At 37.5% G+C, this 23040-nt stretch carries 20 protein-coding genes; all 20 read right to left on the bottom strand.

All coding sequences use genetic code 11. The features are described 5' to 3' along the window. Positions 1 to 1131, bottom strand: a complete 1131-nt coding sequence (locus AB5618_RS10330) for an AAA family ATPase (protein ID WP_148462468.1) — start codon at positions 1129 to 1131, stop codon at positions 1 to 3. Between the two features lie 391 nt (positions 1132 to 1522). Beyond that, positions 1523 to 2251 carry a Qat anti-phage system TatD family nuclease QatD gene (gene qatD, locus AB5618_RS10325; RefSeq protein WP_148462469.1) on the bottom strand — a complete coding sequence of 243 codons (729 nt, stop codon included), beginning with the start codon at positions 2249 to 2251 and terminating at the stop codon, positions 1523 to 1525. Further along, entirely contained in the window at positions 2248 to 3519 is a 1272-nt protein-coding gene (gene qatC / locus AB5618_RS10320; RefSeq protein ID WP_148462470.1) for a Qat anti-phage system QueC-like protein QatC, read from the bottom strand. Before qatC ends, qatD begins: the two co-directional genes overlap by 4 nt. Beyond that, positions 3516 to 4367 (bottom strand): Qat anti-phage system associated protein QatB, encoded by an 852-nt coding sequence (gene qatB, locus AB5618_RS10315; protein ID WP_148462471.1) that lies wholly within the window; start codon positions 4365 to 4367, stop codon positions 3516 to 3518. The genes qatC and qatB overlap by 4 nt, the downstream gene beginning before the upstream one ends. Before the next feature lie 6 nt (positions 4368 to 4373). Further along, positions 4374 to 6263 carry a P-loop NTPase fold protein gene (locus AB5618_RS10310; RefSeq protein ID WP_178090633.1) on the bottom strand — a complete coding sequence of 630 codons (1890 nt, stop codon included), beginning with the start codon at positions 6261 to 6263 and terminating at the stop codon, positions 4374 to 4376. Between the two features lie 314 nt (positions 6264 to 6577). Then, positions 6578 to 6979, bottom strand: coding sequence for a (deoxy)nucleoside triphosphate pyrophosphohydrolase (locus AB5618_RS10305; protein WP_148462473.1), 402 nt, complete (start codon positions 6977 to 6979; stop codon positions 6578 to 6580). 13 nt (positions 6980 to 6992) lie between these two features. Beyond that, a complete protein-coding gene (locus tag AB5618_RS10300) occupies positions 6993 to 8531 on the bottom strand; it encodes a DUF3427 domain-containing protein (protein WP_368366723.1) in 1539 nt (512 codons plus the stop codon). Beyond that, a complete protein-coding gene (locus AB5618_RS10295) occupies positions 8528 to 9781 on the bottom strand; it encodes a restriction endonuclease (protein ID WP_148462474.1) in 1254 nt (417 codons plus the stop codon). Before AB5618_RS10295 ends, AB5618_RS10300 begins: the two co-directional genes overlap by 4 nt. 48 nt (positions 9782 to 9829) lie before the next feature. Next, positions 9830 to 11839, bottom strand: a complete 2010-nt coding sequence (locus AB5618_RS10290; RefSeq protein WP_148462475.1) for a DUF262 domain-containing protein — start codon at positions 11837 to 11839, stop codon at positions 9830 to 9832. 61 nt (positions 11840 to 11900) lie between these two features. Beyond that, the gene (locus AB5618_RS10285; protein ID WP_368366722.1) at positions 11901 to 13925 is read right to left on the bottom strand and encodes a HaeIII family restriction endonuclease; all 2025 of its coding nucleotides are present in this window, start codon (positions 13923 to 13925) and stop codon (positions 11901 to 11903) included. 12 nt (positions 13926 to 13937) lie between these two features. Beyond that, positions 13938 to 14903, bottom strand: a complete 966-nt coding sequence (locus AB5618_RS10280; protein WP_368366721.1) for a hypothetical protein — start codon at positions 14901 to 14903, stop codon at positions 13938 to 13940. A gap of 63 nt (positions 14904 to 14966) precedes the next feature. Continuing rightward, positions 14967 to 15377, bottom strand: a complete 411-nt coding sequence (gene tnpA / locus AB5618_RS10275) for an IS200/IS605 family transposase (RefSeq protein ID WP_148462476.1) — start codon at positions 15375 to 15377, stop codon at positions 14967 to 14969. A gap of 125 nt (positions 15378 to 15502) precedes the next feature. After that, on the bottom strand, positions 15503 to 15700 hold the full coding sequence (locus AB5618_RS10270) for a helix-turn-helix domain-containing protein (protein WP_148462477.1): 198 nt from the start codon (positions 15698 to 15700) through the stop codon (positions 15503 to 15505). A 144-nt stretch (positions 15701 to 15844) separates the two neighbouring features. Next, a complete protein-coding gene (locus tag AB5618_RS10265) occupies positions 15845 to 16144 on the bottom strand; it encodes a hypothetical protein (RefSeq protein ID WP_368366720.1) in 300 nt (99 codons plus the stop codon). A 193-nt stretch (positions 16145 to 16337) separates the two neighbouring features. Further along, positions 16338 to 17333 carry an alpha/beta hydrolase gene (locus tag AB5618_RS10260; protein ID WP_148462478.1) on the bottom strand — a complete coding sequence of 332 codons (996 nt, stop codon included), beginning with the start codon at positions 17331 to 17333 and terminating at the stop codon, positions 16338 to 16340. A gap of 154 nt (positions 17334 to 17487) precedes the next feature. After that, positions 17488 to 18840 (bottom strand): MFS transporter, encoded by a 1353-nt coding sequence (locus AB5618_RS10255; protein WP_148462479.1) that lies wholly within the window; start codon positions 18838 to 18840, stop codon positions 17488 to 17490. A gap of 384 nt (positions 18841 to 19224) precedes the next feature. After that, complete coding sequence (locus AB5618_RS10250) at positions 19225 to 19566, bottom strand: arsenate reductase family protein (protein ID WP_148462480.1); 342 nt, start codon at positions 19564 to 19566, stop codon at positions 19225 to 19227. Positions 19567 to 19708: 142 nt separating this feature from the next. Continuing rightward, positions 19709 to 20743, bottom strand: coding sequence for an alcohol dehydrogenase (locus AB5618_RS10245; protein WP_148462481.1), 1035 nt, complete (start codon positions 20741 to 20743; stop codon positions 19709 to 19711). A 39-nt stretch (positions 20744 to 20782) separates the two neighbouring features. Next, positions 20783 to 22108 carry a Na+/H+ antiporter NhaC family protein gene (locus AB5618_RS10240; protein ID WP_173718406.1) on the bottom strand — a complete coding sequence of 442 codons (1326 nt, stop codon included), beginning with the start codon at positions 22106 to 22108 and terminating at the stop codon, positions 20783 to 20785. A 177-nt stretch (positions 22109 to 22285) separates the two neighbouring features. After that, on the bottom strand, positions 22286 to 23038 hold the full coding sequence (locus AB5618_RS10235; RefSeq protein WP_173718405.1) for an ABC transporter ATP-binding protein: 753 nt from the start codon (positions 23036 to 23038) through the stop codon (positions 22286 to 22288). Between the last annotated feature and the right edge of the window lie 2 nt (positions 23039 to 23040).

Genomic DNA, 23040 nt, shown 5'->3' with positions numbered 1-23040 from the left:
TTATTTTCTTCTCACAATCCTAAGTAACTCCTGACGAATATCCTCGTTAGGTACAAAAGCTTTTTTATAAATCTGATTATAACCAAGATACCCAAAATGAATTAAACACGTAATTACATCATCCCGACAGGAAAAACTAGTCATATCGTTCTGAAACGTAGTTACATCTACACTCACGGAATCTCCTGACAGCATTTCGATAATTGCAGATCTTAATCCATCGAAATCCATATTGATCAACGGCACAACCGTTTCATATGAAGCAGTTTCGGACCAATAGCTTTTAAATTCTCCACGCAGCATTACACTGACAACCGCTTTTGGATTATATACTTGATAATCATTTAACCAATAGCCATCATACCATTTTTTTACTTTTTCATAATTCTGGTTATATTTTCCAGAAAGCTCTTTTACTTCTTCCTCCGTAAAACCAATATACGGTGCAAAATCCCCCGAACTTAACATAGTAAATTCATCAAAATTATTAAGTGCAGACTGGGTTTTCAATTTTTTAATCGGGAGAATTCCTGTCAAAAAAGCCAATGCTATAAACCTAGTAGGCTCAGTTCCTTTAAACATTCCCCGCAGAAAATCAATATATCCATCCTGTATCTGCTGGTTCTGCGCCTCATCTCGTATCAAAACATCCCACTCATCAATAATTACAACAAACTTATTTCCTGTTGCATTATTAATTTGGGATAAAGCCTCAGGTAAGGAATTTACATCTTCTGGAAACTCATCTGGATAAAATTCCCTTAATTCCAGGATTGTCTGCTCTGTAATATAAGAGACAATATTTTCCGGACCTCCAGCTGCCATCATGCACCACTGCACATCAAAGTGAATCACGTCGTACTTATTCAAATGCTCCACGAAATCTGGGCTGTTGCTGATTTCCAAATTTGAAAACATTTCACTAGAGTCACATGCTTTGCTGTAATATGCCGTGAGCATATTTGCCGTAATAGACTTTCCAAATCTCCGCGGACGGCTGTTGCAAATGTACGCATTTGTTGAATTTAAAACGCTATTCGTGTATTCCAACAAACCAGTCTTATCAACATATATTTTCGAATTCAAAGCCGCCTGAAAAGCACGGTTGTCCGGATTTACAAATCTTCCCATAGATATCGCTCCTAAATAAAAAAGGTTCATAGCATCATTATCTTTTTATAGGATATATGATACTATGAAACCTTTGGGGGTGCAAGAATACTTGTTAATATCTTTTCTTGTTTTGTCACATTTTACCTATAGATTTTTCTCCATAATTGTGTATAATAAAGATAGAAAAACACAGGCTCACTTGCTGAGGAAATCATATTGGCTGATCCGGGCACTCCCCCCTGTAAAAAAATAATCGTGAACGATTGCCGATAACAAGGCTCTTGGGTAATTCCTAAGAGCTTTTGTTTTATAAAGGGTGTAAACATATATAAATATTATTGTTATTCAATCATTCTTTCTAGAAAATCGTTCCAAACTTTATGCCTTTCTATATCCCCTAACAACCTAATCATATACTATTATTGAGTACTCGTAAATTAATTTCCATCTGATTTTTAATCTCAAATATAGATTTTCCATATTGTATCGCTAAAAATTCTATCACATCTGTATCCCACGGCATATATAATTTTCCATTTTTTTCAGTAAATGGTGCATCTGTTTCTGGTAGCATTTTATTTAAAGGTATTTGCATAACCATATCCTTACCAGATTTTGTATAACACATTTTAGGATTGATACTAAACCAACAGCCTAACGATAAAGCTCTTTGAAGTTCCTTGGCATTTCCAGTAAACCAATGCATTATAGGTATATTTTTGTTTATACTTTTTTCAATGCCGTCTAGCACTTCTGTAACAGCACCTCTCGAATGAATACTAAGTATTCTTCCATTCTGTTTTTCAGTCTCATTTAGTACGTTATAGAAAAAACTTTTTTGTACAGTATATGAATATTGATTTCTAGCAGTACCATCCACCCCAACTTCCCCAATATATCTACAATTTGAAAGTTGTTCCATGAATAACTCAATTTCACTTCTCCTATCAGCAACTAATTCCGGATGAAACCCTAATGCAACATTTACATCGTCCGTATTCCCAAAGTACTGTAATGATTTTAAATACGCACGTGGACTCGTCGTAACTGCTAATACCCTTACTTTTCTTTTTTTTACTTCTTCAAATACTGCCAACGGATTTTTATATAAATCCAAATGGCAATGAAAATCTATCATATAACATTATACTCCTTTAACAAAGCACCTATTTCCAATAAACCACGTTCAATAACACCTAAATACAAATCTCTTTCCTCCCCTTTTGCGAAAGTTAGCATACCCTTCACAAGACTTTCAATACCATTTTCTTTAAGTTGAACGACTGCTAATGTTGCAGCTGCTACATCTTTAGAATCCGCTAATTGCAAATTTTCTTTACAATATCCCCCCTCCGTTTCATCACACATTCTATTTTTCAGAAAAGAGGCTCTTCTCACCAAACATGGAACACATACGCCACAATGACGCAATCCATATCTTTGATATTTACCACAACTGGTTGATCCAAAAATAAATTTTTCCATCAAATTCTGATTCTTACATTCCTCTAGAACTTCACCTTTTGTTTTATATTTATACGGTAATACAAAATCAATATTTATTCCTACATCATTCCATATCTCCTGTAACATATTCATATACACTGGATGTGTTGTCTTTGTACTTAAACTACCGGTTCTAAGTGGATCCAATGGCATATTCAAACTGATATAGCCATTTTCAGGTACAAATAGCTCCTTTCTTCCTTGAGTATTACAATTAATGCCACAAGACGCCAATAATGCAAATGCAAAAAACATAATTGATCTTGCTCTGGTTGAATTTTCGGATTTTCCTTTTTTATACACCTTATTACTCCACTGGCATAAATTATCAGATCCAAACTGCATAGCATATTCTCTCTGATGATCTGCATCTCCTCTAACTATTTGAGACACAAATAAAGGATTTCTTCCTTCTTCATGCAAATCAATTGCTCCTACCAGACTGTCCATGCCGCCCGACAACAAACAAATACAGTCTTGTTTTCTTAAATCAAATTTTTTCTTTGGAACTAATGATTCAGGCAAATCTTTTATAGTAAGCATCCAAAAATCCCCACTGAGAAAACGAAGCATATCCTCCAACTTTCTTTTTTCTTTTCTCCATTTAGCTGCATCATGTAAATATATGTAAAGCTCAATTTTCCTCGTCCAACCATCGGCACTATTCCTTCTTAATATTGCTTTATCCGCAGCAACTACAGCCATAGCAATAATTGTAAAATCCAAGGCCTCTACAGTTGGCGTAATTTTCGATTTTTTTAATTCTTTAAACAATTGCACTCCAACATGACCTACATTACTTCTTTTATGTTCTGGAATCGAAAACATTTCAAAGTAGTAATACTCATCATTATAATATTCGGGAACGCAACATCGTGGATAACAAATCACTTTACTCATACTTCAACCTCGTACACTTCAAATGTATTTTTTATAGCTGTTCGAAACAGCTTCTCCATACCAATTGTCTGACTACCAGAATTTCTAAGTTTATTCAATTGAGTTGATATTTCCGACTGCAAATATTCTTTCATTTCATTCATTCTATTAACACGTTCCGCTGCCGACACATTTTGTTTTTCAAAAGACTGTCCTATATCCAATTGAACTCGACTATATGCCTCATTTCCAAGAAATGCACCTGTAAGAGACCATATCTGATCATCTGTTAGTTTATTAATATCTGCACTCGGATTTTGATTCATAAACTCACTCAACGCAAATCTTCCAGAATCTCTACATGTTATTTCATCTAAACTTCCACCACTTGGACACACATTATCTATAATTGTATCAATAATTTCATTCGCATTAGCACCTCTTCCTTGCAATTCCAACAAAATCTTTCCTAATGCAAAATCCTTATTGTCCCTTAACGCTTGAAATGTCCGAAAAAAGTTTGTGGCTACTTTTGTTGAAGTGCGCATTCGTTTTGAAAGATTCCTTGCACCACCCATTCCTATTTTGGAATAATGTCCCAAAGATTTTCTCAAAGAGTCTTTACTTCCAGAACGAACATATTCCCCCATTCCTCTCCTAGCACTTGCAAAGCGAAATTTAGGTGCTATATCAGGTATTTTGTTCCCGTCTAGTTTCTTTTCATCAAATTGATTATCATTTTCTCCACTGTCATTATTGTAATCGTTCAACGAGGCATTATCTTGATTAGGTAATTCTATATCATCTAACCATTCTGGATCCAGCGAAACGCCTGCCCCTGGTCCCATACTTGAAGCTGATGTTCCCATATATTATTAACCTCTACTTTTTTGTATTATCGCCTTTTTTACACTACTTGGCGTTTCAGAATCGTCGTTCCATTGTTTTAGCATATCTTGAGCCCATTTTTTATCCGCAATAATAGGAATAATAGGAGCTTTTCTAGATTTCGCTGGTATTTCCCCCAAAGCCGAAGCTAAATTTCGACCTAATTCAGGAAAAGCTTCCGTAATATGCACTGCTGCAAATAAAATATTTATATTCCATTGTTCATTGCGTCCCAGACTAATTATTCTCTTCAACAATTTCTCCGCTTCTTTTATTCCTAACGCCTTAACTTCCTCAACAAGATCCTTAATATACGTACCATTTCTTACATTCTTTAACGCGGTTAACAATTCTTCGCCTTTAACAGAAAGTTCGTCATATGCCACAAACGAAAGTGCCTTATCTTTACTAAGATATAGCAATGGACGTAAATCAATTCCGCCCAATTTGGGTTCGATTAATAACCATTTCTGCACAAACTCATCGTTCCATGTAGCATCTGGAGCTTTATATGTTTCGCCATTTAATAGACTAGCTTCTATTTCTTGTATAAATTCTGGACTTCCGCCTTCTGCATTAGCTACTTCTTTAGCCAAATAATCGAATGCTCCTTCTGATGCACATCTCTCAAATAATAGCATCTTTATTAACACGCCTGAGTCTAATGTCATTCCATTAAATTTGGCAACCTTTTTTCTTATTTCAAGTGCATTTAATAACCTTTTTATCAACCTAGGATTACCTTTAATATTATCAGCACTTACCAGAATACCTGCCAACTGATCAGCGATCGCCACATATTCCTTCATAATATTTTTAATATCTTCATCAAAAAAATCTTCAATTTTTTCTACTGTCAGATCATTTTCCCAAGCTTTAGACAAAAGATTACTAAATTTTTCTTGCACTTCTAAAAAACTTTCTTGTTCCACTCTGTTCTTTCTTACTTCCATCTCCATGAACAAAAGAACTATGTATGATTTTACCTCGGCAACTCCCAAATGTGGTATTTTAATTGGAACCTGAATTAGTTTATCAAAATAACTGGTAACTAATCCATCCGACAATTCGACTCCATTAAAATGAGCACGAACTCCATTTCTTATCATTTGTTCATCTGCAGCAATAATAAAAGCGGTTCGTCTTACAAATAACAGTAATCTCATTGCTTCAAGTGTCGAAATTGCTGTTTCTGGCATACACCTATCCAAATCATCAACTAGAACAACCAATTTCACTTTTAACGCTTCAAGTATTTCTTCAAATTCTATTCTAATTTCTTCAAGCTGCTTTGTAGCCGGCTCTGTCATTTCTTCGTTATCCTTAAAAACCCCATCTAATTCTGGAAGTAATTCTTCAATTGCAGTATTTATCTTTTCGCTATTTTCACTCCTTTTACCACGATTATTCAAGCTACTCTTTATGGAATTAACAAAATTTGCAATAGCTCCAACTGGTGCTGCTCCCGGAATAACCCCTGCCACTAGAGGGAATACTAACTTAGATACTTGAAACCAATTAACGCGTTTCAAAAATTTCTTAAATTTCTGTCCGATTTCACTCTTTTCATTAATTTTTTTATTTCTAATTTCTTCAGTTAATTTCGTTGTCACTGCCTGAAGCAAAGCCGATTTTGCATCTTCATATCCCTGATATAACCATGCATTAAATTCAAGAAATATATATTCATCACTACCTGATTGATCATTCAAATCTTTACCAATCATTTTCACCATAGATGATTTTCCGGCTCCCCAACTTCCAGATATACCTATAGATATTGGACTATTCCCTGATTCAATTATTAACTCTGCTACTGTTTTAGATACAACTGAAAAATGTAAATAATCCGTCGTAGTTTCAATATCATTCCACATATATCTATCCCCCTCTAGCATGCATGTGTTTGTATACATTATAAAACAAACTGTCTTAAATTAAAAGAACTCCTTCATATGTTCAAAAACCTATCCTATTGCACGAAGCAAAATATCTTTTTTCAAAATTCCACTTGGCCGACTTAATTTTATCTGGAATGAAACTCCCGCTATTTCAGAAACCCTCTGCCTTAATTTTCTACGCAAAACTTTCTCTCCAAATACACTTGTTCACACATAGACATATTCTATAAACAGATATTACATTACACCACAAATTTTTCTACGTCTCCCCTTTTATATCTTATATATGTTCACATATCTTTCTCAATTTTACTAATCAACGTCACATCTGCCGGTAGCCACTCTACATCTTTTAACTTTTCTTTTGTCAGCCACCTTGCAGCCTCATGCTCTTTCAACTTAATATCTCCACTCACGATCTCGCACCAGAAGCAATCCATGGAAAGATGAAAGTCTGGATAGTCATACTCAATGGTATCAATTACCTCTCCCACTGCAATTTCTGTATCAAGTTCCTCCATAATTTCACGTTTTAACGCTTCCTGCGGTGTCTCGTCAGGTTCTATTTTTCCACCTGGAAATTCCCAGCCGCCTTTTAAGGAGCCATAGCCACGTTGGGTTGCAAAAATAATGGGTTCGCCTTTTTTATTAACAGCTTTTATTACTGCTGCGACTACTCTAACTGTTTTCATAAGTTCCTCCTCATCATGAATTCACAATATACTCATAAATATCTTCCCTTACAGGTACATCAAGAATCCACTCTATCTCCACTGCTGTTTTTTCTGTATTTGCCATTTTAAATTCTTTCGTTTTTCCGCTTGCTGTCATATGCCCAAGATAATAAAATTCTTTGGAAATTTTATCATCCTTGTTTTTTCGTACAAAAAGTTCCACTTGGATTCCTCGCTCTTTCGCTTTTAAGAAATTCTGTACATCCTCTGACTGCAAGCTTCTTCCTGATTTCGAAATTGCGATTAAACGATCTCGAAATCCAGGAATAAAATGATCCTCATATTTGGTTGTATCGCTAATATTTTCTTCTTTATCATAATTGATAAATACAGGAAATGTTTTTGTCTTTTTGTCAAACTTGTAACCACCAATATTTAAAGGCACTTCATTTTGTGCCCAGTTCAGCAAGCGGCAAACATCTTCATAAGTATATTTTTGATATAAAACCAAATCAGTCTTAGCATAACTATTCCTGTAATCTCTTTCATAGCGGCTTATTCCAAAATCAACCAATTCTTTAAGGATATTATAAAAATCATCATTTGATAACATTTCCACAAACGATTTCGTTGGTTTATAGTCATTTCCAGCTTCTTCAATAAACACACACTGAGAATAGGTCTTCTTACCTGTTCCAGCAGGAAATTCATTTGTCATCACATTTACAATATTTTCTTTTTGATCCTGGTTAAGTTCTTTTCCATATGATTTCATATCTTTGGAAAGCTCTGCAAAGAGGCCTAATTTAGGAAACCCATGAGAATACGTGAGCATTCGTTTTAACAGTTGAAGCTCCTGTATACGTTTTCCATTTGCTAATTTCTTGGATACAAATTCAATTACCTTTTCCTCATCCAAGGACAACCGAACTTTATATTCTTTTTCATATTTCACCAGGAATTTATAGTAGGAACCAAGACTGTTATTGTCAAAAATCCGAAGAACATCCATCTCGCCGTAATCGTCAAAATCTCGAAGTCTCGGAATCCTTCCAAGCTTATTCTTCAGATTCGTGTAATTTTCTTTGATAAGCTTAATATCACTGAAATTTGCATTATCTACAGATGCAAAAATTCTTTTCCGGCTAATTTCATCAAAATGTACGGTAGAAGCTCCTGGAATTATCCTTCCACCTTCCATAATGTATCTACGAATATTGTCTTTATTGTAAGTTCTATCCCCTGATAGCGCAATGGGAATCATAAAATTGTTATTATAATTTCCAATAAAATCCAGAATAACTACATATTCCTTTCCCTTGGCTTTTCGCAAACCTCGTCCAAGTTGTTGAATAAAAACAATTGGGGACTGCGTTGGTCTAAGCATAATAACTTGGTTAACCTCAACAATATCCACACCTTCATTTAATATTTCAACAGAGAAAATATAATCCAACGGCTGGTTGTCATCTGTTGCTTCATCCTCGTTCATTGCCAATCTTTCAAAAGCAGCTTGTCTTTCCGATTCAGAAGCATTCCCATTAAGCGCTATTGTATGTTTTAGCGTCAAATTGTTTCAATTTTATCATAATATGCTTTCATGCGATCAGCAAAACCTCTGCCATCAGTATTATCCAATATGGTAAACCAATCTTCAATATTTGATGAAATGATTGCATTTTTCCTCAAAACACTAGCTATATCCGTAGCCGACATAATTAATATAGGATGTCCATCTTCCATTACTTCCTTGTATGCCTGATCATGAACATAACTGGTAGTAATCAATACACCAAACTGCCTATATCGTATTCTTGAAATGAGGCGTGACATTTCCCTAACACCAACAGAATGGTTTTCTGAATAACATTTTGCCTCCATTGCACAATCAATTCGCAAAGGATAATTTGCCTTGCTTTGCCCACCGATCACATAGTAACCCAAAGCATCCCTTCCACCATCTCGCCAAGGACGTGTCAAGGAAAAATCCTGAAATCTTTCATCCATCTTTTCCAGAATATTTTTTGCACAATTCTCAAATCCATATGGATTATCTTGATAATGATCTCTGATCATGGACAGGCATTTTGTCCCCTCAACATCACTTTGCAATTGATCATATTTGGTTGGAATTTTAGGAAGTTTTTTTGCTATTAGTGGTACTATTCCGTTTCTGCCTTCACTGATAAATTTTTTCCAAACATCTGGCGCGTACTGTAAACTATCATCATGATTATAAATCAATGCTTCAAGCCACTTTCTGCTTATCGGCTTCTCAGTCTCTAGAACTGTAAAATATGCTTCATAATTCTGGAAACGTTTATCATCCATTGTTCTCCAAAAAGCAACCAAATCCTTATCTGGTGATATTTTGGGATTCCCAGGTGCAGCTAATCCAAGAAACTGAACATCCCATCCAGAACCACCTTTCTTGAAAATAAGAAATGGCGGAATGTTTTTTATCGATCCATCCCTACTGTTAAGGCAAGCAAATACAAATTCTAATAATTGATTACCTTTTCTTGGTGTATCCAAAATGGTTCTTCCAGGCGTTCTATTATCGCCATAATATCTAAAAATTCCGGTTTCTTCATCTAAATAATCCGGCCAAGCAAGCTCCTGCATCGATGAATAAAGAACAACATACGCAGGCATCCCACTTCCGTCTTTTCTCATCACTTTTCTAAAGCCACCAGAGTTACTGCAATTAGGTAACAATTTGGAAAGGACCTCTGAGCCTTTTCCACTTATTTTGCCACCTTTATATACAGTGTCCACAACCAAATCTGCGCCCTGCAATCCTTCAAATGATACTTCCATCTATTTTCTCCAATGCTCTTATGTACGCTTAATATTTTGAATGATCTATTAATTGTACAATATTGTATTTCTCTTTGTTGTAAAAGCATCCTCAATAATAGCTTTTCTTAATTCAAACATCTCCTTATAATTCTTGACGTCTGAAAAATCAGCAAAACAATCCTTAGGAATAAACTCATACTTTTCTATTTGATCTCTAAGCCATTCACTCTCAATCATTATAAGTCGTTTTTTATTCTTTGAAGCATTTTCATTTTTGGGTAATAAACCTAAGTTAAGCAAATTATGCTGTATTACCTCATGATTTTTAATCGAAGACGTCTCGAATGACGCCTGTGGAATAATATGATCCACTTCTATTTCATTTAATGAATCCGGACCTTGGATATATCTAAGGCAATACATATGATACAGTAATGGTGTCATGAGTGTTTGACTGATTGCGAGAGAATCGATGGTACTTTCTTCAAATATTTCTTTTAATACACGCTGCCAGTTTTCCTGTGATACAGATTCGAATACATCAGGCTCGTTTGAAAGATTTGAAATGTTATATGCTGTTTTTTGATCTGCTGCGCCACGCCATTGCTTATAAATGTATTCATATATAAGTTTATCCCATAATATAAAGCAATTTTTCTGGAATTGTCTTGCCTTAATATCAGATCCAATCGGCTTTCCTTTTCTTTCCCAGTCTTTATATGCAATGACAAAAAAGTCTATAGCTACTGCCTCACTTGTTAGCTCGAAAATCGTTGCTCTCCAAGATTGAAAATATCTGAAATAATCATAAGATGTCAGCAGTTTAAACATATTCTTTAAGTCATATATAAGCTGATCAAAATCTTTATTCCAATTCAAAGCTGTACTCTTACTCAGTTTTTCTATGGATTCTTTTTTTACACCACCTTCATATATACCTGCAACAATTTTAAATCCACAGGTTAACTCTTTAACAAAATCTGTTTTAGTAGGAGCAAATTGCTTTATCACGCAATTTGTCCCTAATCTTCTCAATATAGTTGCTGGATAGTCCCATCTGACAACATCAGAAGGAACCGTTTCTAATTCTTTGTAAAGTTCTTTAACCGCATCAATTGCTTCTTGTGATGGGTTTATAATTGGAATATTCCAGTGTGGTTTTGCGGATAATATTTCAACAGCCTTCAGCTTTTCGCCTTCTGAATTGATTATGTTGAAGATCTTCTGGGAATCTGACGGTGAAAGATTTTTGACTTCTATCATTCCAATCTTACTGCTAGTAAGTTGGGAATCAATTTTGTCAATAATAAGCATCCTCTCCAAAATTTCATCCCATTTATCATGGATTAACTGCTTTGTTTTCTTTTCATCTTTCACAATGCTTCTAGAGTCCAAATACTCATAGAAACAATCCTCGTCCTCATAATCTTGTCTATATGCGTCTGCGTGATTTCTATATTCATCAATAAACATTTTGAGTTTACGGGATGATAGTGCATTCTCTCCGTTCTCCATATACGGAAGCCTGTCTACATATTTTGTGAAATCAAATGGTTTCGTAAAACCAGTATTCTTTTTCTGCTTGTTATGAATAATCTTTATAATATCCAAAAGTAATTCCAGACCAGAAGAAGAATCTCTTATTACAACATCTTCCTCACTTTCTGCTGGCAGACTATCATCTTCTCCTTCTGATGTATTACCGTATTCTTCATCTACATCTGCCTCTATATATTCATTAATCTTTTCCCAATATTTTTCTTCCAATTCAAACGGCTGGTCAGAATTCTTAAATCCAATAAAAGCTCTTGCCCAATTATAGATATTTTCTGGATCCTCATACATTTTTGTCAGCGCATTTTTTCTTTGCCTACCGTCCAACAACCATCTGACTGTCTTTCCCTTAGACTCATCTACACTTAATATACAAACCCCAATAGGATATTCTTTAAATAAGCTAATACATAATTGAAAATTTTTCTTTGGGTCCCAGGTCTGCTTTCTTTGAAATCGCGGTAATCGAACATTTCTATCTGTAATAAATGACTTTACCGTTTCTGGTCTAATTTCATACATTTTCTTAGTTCCTTATCTTTCGTATATTGTAATAACGTGTCTTCACAGTATCAATTATTAGTTAGTTCCATCTACATTCAATATTTAACACAGATGTTGGCATACCTACGAACTGAACATCAAATTTTAAACTTGGTTCAACTTTCGTACTTGCATTATGAATTCTAAAACTAAGCTGCCATCCGTTATTCAAATACATTTCAACAGTATTCTCACTCTCTGGTTTAAATTCTAATGCAACTAACCTGGTCGGAAGCTCAACTACCGGAACTGTTATTGCAGATATTGTGTTTTTGCCCGGTTTATTTAACGTATCATGCATATTAAACGTATGAATCAGCGTAACACGTTTACTATCTTTACTTACAATCTTATAATAATCCTCAATGCCAATAAGATATTCTATCATCTTTCGTGGCATTGATTTATCCTTCCGGTATGATCGATTTACTTCATCGATGAATGCTTGTAATAATGGAATGTATACCTTTTCATTTTTATCATCTAAATCTGACCATTTGACACCATTGCTCTTTGCATCTTTAAGTGTTTCAAAAATCGGTCCGACTGCATTCCAGTACTCCTCACTACAAGGTATTTCGAACCATTCTTTTCCAAAATCCAATTTATGACTTAATCGACTATGCTTTACCGCATCATGATTGTGTTTAATGCTGAGACCGATTTCCCATTCAATATTATTTCTGCGAATAATAATATCTCTTACATCGCCTTTTGCCCCAGCTCCATCCTTTTGAAATTCGAGTGTAAGTTCGCCATTATCTGCTTCAGACATTCTTGGTTCCAATTCAAGGACTGTATCAATCGCAGCATTAGCAGACGTAATGAACAGTTTCTGCATTTCATCATCCATTGAATCCCACGCTCGTTCATTTGCCAATAAACTGGTATTTTCTACAATACGAGTTTTTCTGGATTCACACAGTGCTTTATATAACGTCTGAATCCATGCATATTCATAAGCACGCCCTTGATCATTACTCTTTGAGCTCATTTTTTTCTCATTAGCTTCTTTTGCGTCAAGGATCTCATTATCAATGTCAACAGTATCGCCATTTCCATCAAGATACATTTTAATAGCTACTGCAATCTCATATGCTAAATTAACCGGCACAGCATTGCCAATCATCTTATATGCGGTATTAGTATCTTCATAAATAAATTTGAAGTCATCCGGGAAGCCTTGTACTCTTGCAACTTCACGAATTGTCATACGTCTATATAGATGTTCCTTACCTTCAACAAATCTGCAATCATTCTTACCGAATTTAACCATTTTAGGTGCTTGAGGGTGAAGCTGACATTGTCTTCCGGAAGCCTGTACCGTAAATGCTTGTTCATCCCATGATTTCACACGATTTCGACTCATAAAAATAGGTGAATACGCACCTGTGAAATATTCATTATTGTTAATTGCATCTGGATTATGATGATTTTTCGGTCCTGAAGGAACAGCCGTCTCCTGTAAATCCCAGATAATATCTCTTAATGTAATCTTCTTGGAATCATCTTTTGTGGATCCCTTTGGAAATCCAAACTGTATATTTAAATCTTTTCTAAACCCAATATAAAACACCCTTTTTCGCTCTTCAGCAACACCATAATCTTTGGCGTTAACCAGGGTAAAAGACACATCATATCCGGCTTCCTCGAACATATGAAGAATATTCTGTACAGCCTCCGAATGTCTATCCGCTAACATTCCGCTAACATTTTCTGCCAAAAAAAACTTCGGCTGAAATTCTGTCAGAATTCTAATGTAATCAAAAAACAGTTGTCCTCTTGCATCTTTTATACCTTTTAATGAACCTGCCTCAGACCATGATTGACATGGTGGTCCACCAATTATTCCGTCAACTTCTCCATCTATGTATTGTGCAATGTCTTCTTTTGTAATTTGACGTACATCTCCTTCTATAAGATGTGTATTTGGATGGTTAACTTTAAAAGTTTCCCAAATTGTTTTATCAAATTCATTTGCAACAGGAATATTAAATCCTGCTTTTTCAAAACCTAAATCTAATCCTCCACAACCAGAAAAAAGACTTATAACATTCATCTGCATTACCCTTTCTTATTAATGATATACATTTCTCATATCTGAGTTATTCGAATTAATATCATCCGTAGTATTAATCGATAATCTGCCCAAACAATATAGAAGGCGACTTGCCATTTCGTCACCATTAGCTTCTAGTGGTGCATCAAATATTAATGATGAACTCAATTTTCCGTTTACAATATTCCAATCAACCTGAACAGCCAATGGTCTATTGCCATCATACTTTCTATAGTATGTCCGATAGTTTAACGCTTTACAGGCAAAATAAATCTTCGGATGTCTTTCTATATAATCCCCTATCGGAACCATTCTATCAATTACATCCTGTGCGGATCTTGCTGTATCTGAAACAAGAATATACTCTGCTATTCCAGAATTTCGAATCAAACGTCCATTTACGTACGCATTTCTCTTATCTGGAGATAAATTAGTTCCAGCATAAACATCATATAACTGCTGTCTTGAAAGACACATTTCACCTGACAATTCTCCGCCTGGTTTGTTTAATAATTCAAACTTCCACCCCAGAGTTATTGCCCCCTTTTCGATTTTCCTGAATTTTTCTTTATACACTCGCATTCTTTGTTCAAATTGGCTGCGAATCCCTGATGTTGAATCTTCAATTATTTTTCTCCAGTCTGGTCCAAACAATTGTTCCGCCCGTTCCGAATTCATCTTATTCTCTAAAAAATTTGCATTTTCTTTTTTATAAGAGATTTTAATCTCTTCAATTCCATAATTGCTGCGTGCAGCTACATATACATCTGTTTTTGGTTCACCATAAGAACACGTCGGTTTACCAGCTTCTTCAACGATCATTCTTTTACCATTATGTAAAATTTCTGTACCTCGCTGGAAATAACTTAACATTCGTCTTTCAAAATCACCAAATGAAAGCATATTTTTTCTCTTCTTTCTTTTGTTTAAGTTAGCAACCACCAGTTCAACTGGTGGTTTATCCTTGGTTCTCCAAAGGGTCATTGTTACTGCTCACCCCAAAGGGCGGTATCGCAAGCACTTTTACTGGTCCGCTATAAAGTGGTACTACTGGAATCTTCTCGATTCCTCTGCTTGCTCATTTATATATTTCTGAACTGCTGCATCTGTTATATTGCTGATTGTTTCAACATAATATCCTCTAGCCCAAAAGGCTTTATCCCATTTACTTTGCAGTTCTGGATGTCTGTCGTAAAGCATCAATGTGCTCTTCCCTTTCAAATATCCCATAAAGTCTGATACACTAAGTTTCGGTGGAATTGCTACGCTTAAATGCACATGATCGATACATACGGCTCCCGCAATAATTTCTACACTTTTATATTTGTATAGAGTTGATATTATTTCTCTCACATCTTCTCGTACCTTTCCATACAATACTTTCTTCCTATATTTAGGAATGAATACGATATAATACTGGCATTTCCAGCGAGTATGTGATAGACTTTTATTGTCCATTTGAACCGCCTCCTTTGAGTTTGGCTTGCGACACATTCTCATCATATCACAGGAGGCTTTATTTTGTTATCCTCACCGCTTCCGCCTTCTCCATTCTCCCCAGCATAGCTGGTGGATTAGACCTTTCATTTATCTGCTCTTTCGATTCGACATTCCATTTCTGCTCTATACTTTAATAAACGTAACAGATAATCTGGAAGTTCTCTTTTCTCTGCTTCCCAATCTTGAACGGTACGATACGGAATACCATAGTAGTCACTAAATTCACGTCTGTTCATTCCCATTTTTTCTCTTAATTCTTTTACTTCTTTTCCTCTACTCATGATAAAACGCTCCTATCGTTTTAACGCATTGCGTTATTTAATAGTACCAGATATATGCTATGTTGTCAATCAATTCTCCCTCACCTCTCATTATTTTTTCGCCCATACATTTTTTTAAATTGAAAAGACAGGCCCGAATACCCTTTAAATCAAGTCTTTTCGTCCTGTCATTAATATAACAGGTGTTCCTGTTGCAGAAATCAAGAGTGATCTTTTCTCTCCTGATTCAACAATTTTTCGCAGATTAGTAATGAATTTCACCTGTATATTATTTGGTTTCAGCGTATAACTTTCTATTGACGTAATCTCTTGTTCTTTAGCACACTCTCTTTGATGCTTGATTATTTTATAACGTTCTCTATAGTTTTCATAGAATTCATCATAGGCTAACGCATAAAGTGAGCTCCATAATTCTCTGAACCCAGCAACAATTTCTTTTGCCATTTCGCCTTATTCTGTTGAAATCAGCTTGGTGTTCCATTCACGATTACTAGAGCGTGTTTGCGGACACGTTAGCGTTGTTCACGGTATTACCGGAAATCAGTTCGGTAACAGATATGGAAAACGCATCTGCAATGGGCTCCAGCAAAGTAGAGTTTTCTACACTAATAATCTTCGTTTGTAGGCAACGCCAAACTTATTGTCCCAAAAACTTTTCCATTATATCCCAATAAACTTCCATCGTCTCATCCCCGCCACAATATATCTCATGCTTCGTCCCGGGCATGTAGACATATTCGCAGGGGGCAACACCGCGCTTTCTGATTTTCACTGCGAATTTCCGAAGTGCGCGGACGGATACGAAATCGTCTTTTTCGGCCTGGAAAATAAGGAGAGGAGACCGGAGTTTCTTCCAGCCGTGGTATCTTAAATACCAGCTCATTTTTATGGAGGCCTTCAGCCAGCCATAGGATGGTGCACAGGTCTGGAGAAACTGTTTTTCTTTTCGCAGGTCGTTGTATCTTATAAATTTAGGTTCAGAGGTGCCGGCGCTGGTTTGGAAGGTGTCGGTTCCGTCGTAAGGTTTCTGGCCTAAGACATAGGACTCTTCCTTTCCCCAAAAGCATTCTGCATGGGCGATCAGTACGGTCAACGGCCAGGGCACGCCTCCAGTGAGCGGTTTGCTCATAGGCGAACTTAATATCACTTTATGAAAAAGAGCGGGTTCCCAGGCTGCGGCAATTGCGCCGATTGCACCGCCCATGGAGTGGGAAAAAAGGTTCAGGGGCAACTCCGGGTATGCCCTTTTGATTTCGTGGCATACTTTCAAAAAATCTCTTACATACCGCTTCCAGATATCAATATGTACCAATGAGGGATCTGCTGCCAGACGGTAGCTTTGACCGTGTCCCATATGTTCTGGCATGTATACGTGATAGCCAGCCTGTAAAAAATAGTAAATCAACTCCTCATATTTTGGTGCGCCTTCTGTGAAACCATGACTGATCACCACCACCCCCACAGGATTCTCTGCCAGATAACGCTTCACATGGATTTTTCCCGTAATTCCATTTTTCCCATGGTAAATGTCTTCTGCTCCGGGAATGTATCCCTCTCGGCAATGGACTTTTAAATAAGGTTCCACCTCATTTTCCATAATATATAAATATTCGTTTTCCTGTATTATTTTCATTCCAAAACTCCCCTTACAAGCAGCTTATAAAATCATAAAAAACAATCATCACGATTCACAAATTCCTGATAACACAACTCATTCAAAAGTATCTTAAAGAAAGATATACTGTGACATGTGTGTTACAATTTACGAGAGGCTTAATACTTTATTACTATCCCCCAATAATCCCATTAATCTTCTTCTCATTATAAAATACCAGAATAATTCCGCCCACCATACAGAACACCGCTGCGCCAAAGGCTGCGATCCTATAACCAGTTCCGTCTCCTGTTCCGATGGTAGAAACAGCAGTAAAGATCAGCATGGAAAGACTCTGGCCAAGTTTGAATGCAAAGGTTCTTGCCGCATAAAACATTCCTTCCCGGTTGCTTCCTGATGTGATGGAATCACTCTGGGCGATATCTGCCACAACCGCCTGGGGCAAAATTCCAAAAATTGCCATCGGTAGCGCTGCCACCACCGTCAGGATCAGCCCCTGTACGGTTTCCGAAATAAAACTCATTTTTCCCATAAATCCTGTATAGAAATAAGCCAGACTGAATACAGCAAATGCAAACAGGATCATCTTTTTCTTACCCAGCTTCGGGGTAAGCTTATTTACCGGAATGTAAAATACTAAAGACAATGCTGTCATCCCCACAAAATACAGGGTTGTCATCGTCTCCGGCAGCTTCAGAAGGCTGGTTACAAAGAAGGGCAGGCCTGTCTGAAACATGGTAAGGGCGATCCAGTAAAAAATATCGGAGCCCACAAATTTACAAAATTCTCCGTTCTTAAACGTAGCAGTCAGGGAGCGAAAAGCAGACTCTTTTGCTGGAACTGTGTCCACGTAATCCTTTTCCCGAATGCAAAATACAGGTATCAGCATGCAGATAAATGCCACCACTGCCATCAGCGTAAAGGTGACACGGATGGCGCCAACACGTCCAAATGCCGGGATAAATGCCCCCCAGATAGTTGGGGCCAGGTATGCAACTGCAGTTCCTGCAATGAATGTAAAGGAAATCACCGTAGAAATATTAAGCCGCTCCTGCTGGGTATGTCCCAGCTCCGGGATCAAGGCATTATACGGTGTACAATAAGCTGTAATGGAAAGGTAATAGGCCAGAACCATCACCAGCAAAAACGCTGCATTGAGCCAGCTTTTCTCATTGATCGGGGACCAGAACACTAACACTGTGGAAAGTGCCAGAGGCAGGGACGCCCATTTCAGGAACGGAATTCGCCGTCCATTTTTGGACGTACACCGGTCTGACCAGGACGCGATCATAGGATCTGTGAAAGCATCAAAAATTCTTCCGAAGGCTGTGATTCCTCCGATAATGGTGAAAATGCCAAGCACCACCAGTCCCTGGGGAATAAATACGGTCTGCCCCTGGCTGATGGCGGTTTCATCTGGCTGATAAAAATACACAAGCCAGTTTGAAATGATTCCGGACAACATTGCCCATCCAAACTGACCTGCTGCAAACTGCCAGATTTTTGCTGTTGTAAGTTTCTTCATCACGCACTTACCTCCTGCTTCTTTATAATAATGATAGTATCATTTATGTACCCGCTTCACAATATACAAATCATTACTATTGCACAATTTTCACAGAATTTGTTACTACTTTACAGGTAATATTTCACTTTACAGTTCTTTTCCCTTTAAATATAATATCATGATGATACCAGGGTCAAAAAGTCAAAAATCCTCTTGCAAGCTCGCTTGCAAGAGGATTTTTGGTCTCTTGACCCGCCAAAACATTCGTAATCCGCTGATTCGCTCAAGTATATGCATTGCGTTATTTAATGATACCCGATATATGCTATGTTGTCAGTCCACTATCATCTCACCTCTCATCATATTTTCGTCCATATATTTTTATAAGCATCGTATCGATCTTTATTTCCACGCTTTCCAGACATCCGGCTGATATCCAAGTGTAGATTGTTTTCCATTTCGAACCACTGGTGTTTTAATCACTTGGGGATTCTCAAGTATCTTTCCAAGTTTGTCTTCATCTGCAATATATTTTATGAGTGCAAGCAAATCCTTGTCTTTTCCTTCCCAGTTGACCATGTTTTCCAAGCCACCATTTGCCTGGGCAACAGAATTGAATTCACCTTTGCTCATTCCCTTGTCCTTCATATCAACAAACTGATACTTAATACCACGTTCTTTGAAAAATCTTTCTGCTTTCTTGGTGTCATTGCACTTCTTCGTTCCAAAAATCTGTATGTTCAAATTCCTTCTCCTCTCTTAAAAATCAAGTGAAGTTTTTTTGATAACTTGATATAAAAAAACTGGAAGCACTTCAGAAATCATAACTTTTATAACTCCATGCATTCCGCTGCTTACATAGCTCTCTGATGCTCCCAGATCTTATTCAGCATTCCACAGCCACTTTGATCACGCCATCTTTCTTATTTTCAAAAAGCTCATACGCTTCCTCAATTCTGCAAAGCGGATAGGTATGAGTGAGCAGAGGCTCCGTATCAAGTCTGCCTTCTGCAATCAGCTTCAGTGTTTCCTCGCAGTGACAGCCATCCACTCCACCGGTTTTAAATGTAAGATTCTTGCCATACATATCCGGAAGAGGCAGTATCTGGGCTTTATCGTAAAGTGCCACCACAGTCACAATTGCATTTGGTCTTGCGCATTCCCATGCCAGACGAAATGTAGCTTCCGCTCCTGCGACCTCAAGAACCACGTCTGCTCCTCCATGCGCACTGTTCAACATGACAAACTCTTTGCAATCTTCCGGTGATACAGTAAGAACCTCCGGATAATGTTCCTTAATAAAGTCAATACGTTTTTCATCTTTTTCGCACATAATGATCCGCTTCGGTTTCTTCAGCATCACACAAAGCAACGTACAGATTCCGGTAGGACCGGCTCCTATGATCAGCACTGTATCCTCCTCTGTAATCTGGGAAATATGTGCCGCCCAATAACCGGTAGCCAGAACATCTCCTACCAGCAAAGCCTGCCTGTCAGTAACCTCATCCGGAATTTTGTTAAGCCCCTGATCTGCAAAAGGTACCCGCACGTACTCTGCCTGGCCTCCATCTATGCGGCAGCCAAGAGCCCAGCCGCCATTTTTATCCGTGCAATTATTAACATAGCCTTTTTTACAGAAAAAGCATTCCCCACAGAAAGTTTCCACGTTTACCGTTACTCTGTCTCCCGGTTTCACATTGGTTACACCACTTCCAGCTTCTTCTACAATTCCTACCATCTCATGACCAACTGTTATCCCCGGAACCGCACGCGGAACACTTCCATGTTTGATATGCAGGTCACTTGAACAGATACTGGCAAGAGTTACCTTTACAATAGCATCCCTATCATCCATAAGCACAGGCTTAGGCTTTTCCATTAATTCAAATTTTCCTTTTGAAACATATGTATATGTCAGCATTTTTATCTCATCACTTTCTGAAAATTTATTTTTAAACATTCACTGTCTGCCATCCGGAACTTTCATGGTAAATATAAAGGCAAGTGAACTAAGCAGCAGCATATAAGGATACAGCAGCATTGGAAGTATATCAAATGCACTGACCACTTCTCCTAAACTGGCTGCAGCAGAAACAGCAACCAGCATTTGCGCTCCGTATGGTAAAATCCCCTGAAAAATACAGGAAAATGTATCCAGGATAGAAGCAGCTTTTCTGGCGCTGATACCGTAATCCTTTGACATTTCCTTTGCAATCGGGTTCGCCATAACGATCGCAACTGTATTATTGGCAGTTGCAATATCCATTAGCCCAACTAACAGTCCCATTCCCAGGAGCCCGCCTTTTTTTCCTTTAAACACTTTCTTTATCCAGTATAATAAAGCGGAAAATCCACCATACTCCTTGATCAGGGCACAGATTGCAGCTACCAGAATCGCAACCATACTGGTTTCAAACATCCCGGCAGCACCGGTTCCCATATTTCCGATCAGGTCTGTGGGTGCTATCATTCCTGTTGCAATCATAATAACTGAGCCACTTAGAATACCTGTAATCAGCACGAAAAATACATTAAATCCGATGATTCCACCTATAAGAACCAGAATATAAGGAATGATCTGTATTAAATCATATTTTTCTTCGATGAATCCACCATTATAATTTTTAACAGACAAAACCAGCAGAATAATAATGCTGGCAATAGCAGCTGGCAGTGCAATAAAGAAATTCTCCTTAAATTTATCTTTCATTTCACAGCCTTGTCCATTACATGCAGCAATGGTTGTGTCTGATATAAATGACAGATTATCTCCAAACATGGCGCCGCTCATGACGGAACCAATACAAACCGGCAGTGCAAATCCGGATACTCTTGCTACTGCAACTCCAATTGGAACGATCAGCGTAATTGTTCCTACAGAGGTACCCATTGCAAGAGAAACAAAACAGCTGACCACAAAAAGCACAACAACTGCAAACTGAGGCGGAACCAGTGACAAAATAAAATATGCAACACTGTTTGCAGATGTTCTTCCGACTATACCTACAAAAATACCTGACAGCATAAAAATTATGATCATTGTAATAATGTTAGGATCACTGATTCCCATCCCCATAACTTCCAGCTTATCATCCAATTTAAGCTCGCGGTTCTGTATACAGGCAACAAGTAATGCAACCAGAAATATAACGACAACGGGAATTTTATAAAATCCCATCTCGATATCCAGACCATACTCAAATAATATGCCAAGCCCCAGATACAAAACAACAAACACTACTATAGGAAGCAGTGCTTTTCCATTTCTTTTTTCATTTTTCCTCATCCTACATTTTTCTCCTTCTTCGTTATAGTACTAATAGTACCATTTTTGTGCCGGCTTCACAATAGCACGTCAACTGGATATTTTACATAAAAAGTCCCGGCAGGCTTCTGCTTCTGAGCGCTCAAACTCAGGTAGTATGAAACCTGCCGGGAAGTTTTATTTTCATCAACCGAAAAACTACAGCTTGCTAATAATCTGTCTCTTATATTCCAAAAATTCTTCTGACAATGCAAAATCCTCTGCCCTTGGTTTTCTCTCCTGGATCACGATCTCATCTTTGATGGTTCCCGGAGTTCCGTTCAGGATGTAAATCCTGTCGGACAAAAGAATGGCCTCGTCAATATCATGGGTGATAAACAAGGTGGACAGATCAATATGCTGCATAACCTCCAGATACCACTTATGCACACTGGCCTTGGTCAGCGTGTCCAAGGCACTGAAAGGCTCATCCAGAAGGGCAACTCCGCTGGAACTTAAATAAGTTCGAAGCAAAGCCGCACGCTGTCGCATACCGCCGGACAGCTGGCTTGGATACTGATACTGGGTGCCTTCCAGACCAAATTCTGCAAAAAGCGGATTGGCCTTTTCCCTGGCTTCTGCTTTCTTCATGCCTTTCAGTACAAGGGGAAGTGCTACATTGTCGATCATTTTCTTGTGGGGAAGGAGAAGATCCTTCTGCAGCATGTAGCTGATGCTTCCAGGAGTGGAAGTCACATCCTGATCTTTCAGATAGACCTTTCCTTCATCAGGCGGGATAATACCGGAAAGAACATTGAACAATGTGGTCTTTCCGGAACCGCTGACTCCCAGAAGGGAAACCAGCTCCCCCTGCTCCAGATGAATGGAAATGTCCTCCAAAACCTTTTTTTCACCGTATGTTTTTGAAATATGTTCTGCTCGTAAAATTACTTTATTTTGTTCTGATGACATAT

This window comes from Ruminococcus sp. J1101004sp1_RTP21198st1_B9_RTP21198_201120 (genome assembly GCF_040924245.1).
Lineage (GTDB): Bacteria > Bacillota > Clostridia > Lachnospirales > Lachnospiraceae > Blautia_A > Blautia_A faecis.
The sequence above is the reverse complement of the archived record's forward strand: the minus strand, read 5'-3'. Positions and strand labels throughout refer to the sequence as shown.

What these genes read in the sequence shown, in the direction of transcription:
- AB5618_RS10330 (WP_148462468.1), bottom strand. Translation starts at nt 1,131, where the DNA reads ATGGGAAGATTTGTAAATCCGGACAACCGTGCTTTTCAGGCGGCTTTG.
- qatD (WP_148462469.1), bottom strand. Translation starts at nt 2,251, where the DNA reads ATGATAGATTTTCATTGCCATTTGGATTTATATAAAAATCCGTTGGCA.
- qatC (WP_148462470.1), bottom strand. Translation starts at nt 3,519, where the DNA reads ATGAGTAAAGTGATTTGTTATCCACGATGTTGCGTTCCCGAATATTAT.
- qatB (WP_148462471.1), bottom strand. Translation starts at nt 4,367, where the DNA reads ATGGGAACATCAGCTTCAAGTATGGGACCAGGGGCAGGCGTTTCGCTG.
- AB5618_RS10310 (WP_178090633.1), bottom strand. Translation starts at nt 6,263, where the DNA reads ATGTGGAATGATATTGAAACTACGACGGATTATTTACATTTTTCAGTT.
- AB5618_RS10305 (WP_148462473.1), bottom strand. Translation starts at nt 6,979, where the DNA reads ATGAAAACAGTTAGAGTAGTCGCAGCAGTAATAAAAGCTGTTAATAAA.
- AB5618_RS10295 (WP_148462474.1), bottom strand. Translation starts at nt 9,781, where the DNA reads ATGGAAGTATCATTTGAAGGATTGCAGGGCGCAGATTTGGTTGTGGAC.
- AB5618_RS10290 (WP_148462475.1), bottom strand. Translation starts at nt 11,839, where the DNA reads ATGTATGAAATTAGACCAGAAACGGTAAAGTCATTTATTACAGATAGA.
- AB5618_RS10285 (WP_368366722.1), bottom strand. Translation starts at nt 13,925, where the DNA reads ATGCAGATGAATGTTATAAGTCTTTTTTCTGGTTGTGGAGGATTAGAT.
- AB5618_RS10280 (WP_368366721.1), bottom strand. Translation starts at nt 14,903, where the DNA reads ATGACCCTTTGGAGAACCAAGGATAAACCACCAGTTGAACTGGTGGTT.
- tnpA (WP_148462476.1), bottom strand. Translation starts at nt 15,377, where the DNA reads ATGGACAATAAAAGTCTATCACATACTCGCTGGAAATGCCAGTATTAT.
- AB5618_RS10270 (WP_148462477.1), bottom strand. Translation starts at nt 15,700, where the DNA reads ATGAGTAGAGGAAAAGAAGTAAAAGAATTAAGAGAAAAAATGGGAATG.
- AB5618_RS10265 (WP_368366720.1), bottom strand. Translation starts at nt 16,144, where the DNA reads ATGGCAAAAGAAATTGTTGCTGGGTTCAGAGAATTATGGAGCTCACTT.
- AB5618_RS10260 (WP_148462478.1), bottom strand. Translation starts at nt 17,333, where the DNA reads ATGAAAATAATACAGGAAAACGAATATTTATATATTATGGAAAATGAG.
- AB5618_RS10255 (WP_148462479.1), bottom strand. Translation starts at nt 18,840, where the DNA reads ATGAAGAAACTTACAACAGCAAAAATCTGGCAGTTTGCAGCAGGTCAG.
- AB5618_RS10245 (WP_148462481.1), bottom strand. Translation starts at nt 20,743, where the DNA reads ATGCTGACATATACATATGTTTCAAAAGGAAAATTTGAATTAATGGAA.
- AB5618_RS10240 (WP_173718406.1), bottom strand. Translation starts at nt 22,108, where the DNA reads ATGAGGAAAAATGAAAAAAGAAATGGAAAAGCACTGCTTCCTATAGTA.
- AB5618_RS10235 (WP_173718405.1), bottom strand. Translation starts at nt 23,038, where the DNA reads ATGTCATCAGAACAAAATAAAGTAATTTTACGAGCAGAACATATTTCA.